4 protein-coding genes and 1 pseudogene are annotated in these 3,580 nt (G+C 44.2%); 3 read left to right on the forward strand and 2 right to left on the reverse strand.

The genetic code is table 11. The features are described 5' to 3' along the window. Nucleotides 1-265 precede the first annotated feature (265 nt). On the reverse strand, nt 266-394 hold the full coding sequence (locus F6K49_RS08990; protein WP_293053917.1) for a hypothetical protein: 129 nt from the start codon (nt 392-394) through the stop codon (nt 266-268). Here F6K49_RS08990 and psbA point away from each other — a divergent pair. From psbA to F6K49_RS53260, 3 genes and pseudogenes are all read left to right on the forward strand, one after another. After that, on the forward strand, nt 393-1,475 hold the full coding sequence (gene psbA, locus F6K49_RS08995; RefSeq protein ID WP_070396249.1) for a photosystem II q(b) protein: 1,083 nt from the start codon (nt 393-395) through the stop codon (nt 1,473-1,475). The genes F6K49_RS08990 and psbA overlap by 2 nt on opposite strands. 361 nt (nt 1,476-1,836) lie before the next feature. Then, nucleotides 1,837-2,322: pseudogene (gene ccsA / locus F6K49_RS09000) on the forward strand (cytochrome c biogenesis protein CcsA); the annotation flags it as partial. Beyond that, on the forward strand, nt 2,313-2,687 hold the full coding sequence (locus F6K49_RS53260; RefSeq protein ID WP_366514150.1) for a hypothetical protein: 375 nt from the start codon (nt 2,313-2,315) through the stop codon (nt 2,685-2,687). The pseudogene ccsA and the gene F6K49_RS53260, both read left to right, overlap by 10 nt. A gap of 414 nt (nt 2,688-3,101) precedes the next feature. On the opposite strand, the gene F6K49_RS09015 is transcribed toward F6K49_RS53260, so the two are convergent. Further along, nucleotides 3,102-3,311 (reverse strand): type II toxin-antitoxin system HicB family antitoxin, encoded by a 210-nt coding sequence (locus tag F6K49_RS09015; protein ID WP_075897976.1) that lies wholly within the window; start codon nt 3,309-3,311, stop codon nt 3,102-3,104. Nucleotides 3,312-3,580: the final 269 nt, after the last annotated feature.

Raw genomic sequence — 3,580 nt, forward strand, 5'->3', positions numbered from 1 at the left:
ACTATCCGAAGGGGTCTGAAATTACAACTCAACTGGCCGGTGAAGTTGTTGTTGGTACCAGTAGGTCTCTACGTAGTTTGGTTGTTTGCTCCTCAGAGTGGTCTCCCTTACATTTATTTCGATTTTTAAAGTTAGTTAAATAAAGATTAATTAAAGCAAATAAATGTTTAATTAATTGAATAAATGCAAAATCAACTAAGTAAAAATTTCGTTGATATTAAGAAATATAAAAAAACGTGCAGATTCAAGATTAGTGTTAATAGTATTAATCATAAGCCAAGGCAAGAAGACTATTTTCTAGGTGCGCCTTCACGCTTGTCGGGAAACCCGACCGGGGTCGCACCGCATCTTCACCTCTGGCACTTTCCGTTAATTGCCATAATATTTGAACCATGACAACTACATTAAGAGGTCGTGAAAGCGGCAATCTTTGGGATCGGTTTTGTAACTGGATTACCTCCACCAATAACCGCCTCTACGTAGGCTGGTTTGGTGTTTTGATGATCCCTTGCTTGCTAACCGCTACCATCTGCTTTATCATCGCCTTCATCGCTGCTCCTCCAGTGGACATCGACGGTATCCGTGAACCGGTGGCTGGCTCTCTGATCTACGGTAACAACATCATTTCTGGTGCCGTTGTACCTTCTTCAAATGCTATCGGCTTGCACTTCTACCCGATTTGGGAAGCCGCGTCCTTGGATGAATGGTTATACAACGGTGGCCCTTACCAGCTGATTGTGTTTCACTTCCTAGTTGGCATCTTCTGCTGGATGGGTCGTCAGTGGGAGCTGAGCTATCGTCTGGGTATGCGTCCTTGGATTTGCGTAGCTTACAGTGCCCCTGTGGCTGCCGCTACCTCTGTTTTCCTGATCTACCCCATTGGTCAAGGCAGTTTCTCTGATGGCATGCCTCTAGGAATCAGTGGTACCTTCAACTTCATGTTCGTATTCCAAGCAGAACACAATATCCTGATGCACCCCTTCCATATGCTCGGTGTAGCTGGTGTATTTGGTGGTGCTTTGTTTAGTGCGATGCACGGTTCTCTAGTGACCTCTTCCCTGGTTCGTGAAACTACCGAAATCGAGTCTCAGAACTATGGTTACAAGTTCGGTCAAGAAGAAGAAACCTACAACATCGTTGCGGCTCATGGCTACTTTGGCCGTTTGATCTTCCAGTATGCTAGCTTCAACAACAGCCGTTCCTTGCACTTCTTCTTGGGTGCTTGGCCAGTGGTTGGCATCTGGTTTACCGCTTTAGGTATTAGCACTATGGCCTTCAACCTGAACGGCTTCAACTTCAACCAGTCCGTGCTCGATTCTCAAGGTCACGTCATCAACACCTGGGCTGATGTGCTTAACCGGGCTAACTTGGGCTTTGAAGTGATGCACGAGCGTAATGCTCACAACTTCCCTCTCGATTTGGCTGCTAGTGAGGTGGCTCCAGTTGCTGTGAGTGCTCCTATCATCAATGGTTAATCTTGACCCGGGAAAGAGGCGCGAGCGATCGCACCTCTTGCAATAAAGCGTTCTTCTGTGAGGAAGGGCGCTTTTTTTGTAGGAAGGAACCGCAAGTCTCAAACTTGAGGGGGCGGAATGTGGGTACTCATACCAAGTTGCGGTCAAACATACAACTTTCTCTTCCCCCAATTTCCCCATCTCCCTATCTCCCCATCTCCCTATCTCCCCATCTCCCTATCCAACCAATCTACTATTTTTGAATACAACTCGGTATCAGGCACTAGCACTCTATCAAAAGGGGCACATCTAACCGATAGGATAGTAGTAATGCTGCAATAATATAAGCTTTATACAAAATTAACTTGAGAGAGAACACTGTATGGATCTGGTTACACTCCAGAACAAATTAGATAATATTGCCTTTTTCGTCCTGTTTGTGACGATGTTAATTTACTGGGTAGGAGCCGCTTTTCCTAAAATCCCTTATTTGTCACCCTTAGGAACATCAGGGATGGCAACCGCCAACCTTTGCACTGCTACCTTACTCGGAGCAAGATGGCTAGAGGCAGGCTACTTCCCGATCAGTAATCTCTATGAATCCCTATTTTTCCTAACCTGGGGAATTACCACAGTTCATCTAATTGCTGAAAACATGAGTCGCAGCCGATTTGTGGGCGTGGCTACTGCACCAGTCGCCATGGGAATTACCGCGTTTGCCGCTCTATCCCTACCACCAGACATGCAGGAAAGTGCTCCATTGGTACCTGCTCTGAAATCCAATTGGTTAATGATGCATGTTAGCATCATGATGCTCAGTTACGCCACCCTGATGGTGGGTTCCCTGGTAGCGATCGCATTTTTAGTGACGTCTCTGGCTCCAAGGATAAGACTATCAAAATTTGGGATTTGGAAAAGCGAGAGGAAATTTTTACCTTTACAGGTCATACCGACTCCATCAATCGGATCAAAATAACATCCAACGGTAAGCTAGTCATTTCTGCATCTTCCGATAAAACACTCCAAGTGTGGGATTTCGAGACTAGGGAAGTTATTGCTACGTTTACTGGAGAAAGTGCTATCAACTGTTGTGCCGTTGCACCGGATGATGTAACCATTGTCGCAGGGGATGAAGGGGGAAATATGCATTTTCTGCGCTTGGAGGGAGTGGGGAGTAGGGAACAGGGAACAGGGAACAGGGAACAGGGAACAGGGAACAGTAATAATAATTGATTCTTTCTTGATGCAGTCGATCATAAAACAAGCACAAGAGATCGTGTTGCCTCAGTCTTTGAATGAATAGAAGTAGAGTGGGCATCCTGCCCGCGCGACAATCTAAGAGAATAAATTAATCATAAATTCATCGTAGGGTGGGCAGTGCCTAAGACGGATAATATTAGGGTTTAATAGATTTTATCAGCACTGCCCACCAACCTAAAATTAACTAGAAACTAGTAATACTATTAATCCTAGGTGGGAATTTTAATAATGATAGGGTTTAATAGATTTTATCAGCACTGCCCACGGACAATAAAGAGTTTAGCTTTTTAATCAAATTAATCGTCAGTCAGGTGGGCAGTGCATCAGAGCAATTTCAAAGCTGACCATTGGTTTGATAAGCACTACCCACCCTACATCTACTCCGCCTTAAGCCACCTCAATATACTCACAGAATGACACTGATTCAGGAGCACTTAATCCATCTTCTTTCAATCCTTCCAAATGAAACATCACTGCCTCAGTAATTAATTGTTTAACGTCTTCTAATGTTTCTGCCACCGCAACACATCCAGGAAGATCGGGAACATAAGCACCGTAGCTATTTTTTCCTTTTTCAATAACAACTGCATAGCGCATTAAATTTTGTCCTCCTCTATTTGAGCTTGTCGCCATATATTTTTAAGAGTCCCAATCGGAGCCTCAAGACTTGATTTACCCGATACTGTTACTGTGCCAGACTTTGAAGGAGTAGGGAGTAGGGATTAGGGAGTGGGGAGTCGAGAATAAATTAATCATAAATTCATCGTAGGGTGGGCAGTGCCTAAGACGGATAATATTAGGGTTTAATAGATTTTATCAGCACTGCCCACCAACCTAAAATTAACTAGAAACTAGTAATACTATTA

This window comes from Moorena sp. SIO3I6, assembly GCF_010672095.1.

Bases quoted from the DNA above. Each gene is read 5' to 3' on its own strand.
- psbA (WP_070396249.1), top strand. From the start codon at position 393: ATGACAACTACATTAAGAGGTCGTGAAAGCGGCAATCTTTGGGATCGG.
- F6K49_RS08990 (WP_293053917.1), bottom strand. From the start codon at position 394: ATGGTTCAAATATTATGGCAATTAACGGAAAGTGCCAGAGGTGAAGAT.
- F6K49_RS09015 (WP_075897976.1), bottom strand. From the start codon at position 3,311: ATGCGCTATGCAGTTGTTATTGAAAAAGGAAAAAATAGCTACGGTGCT.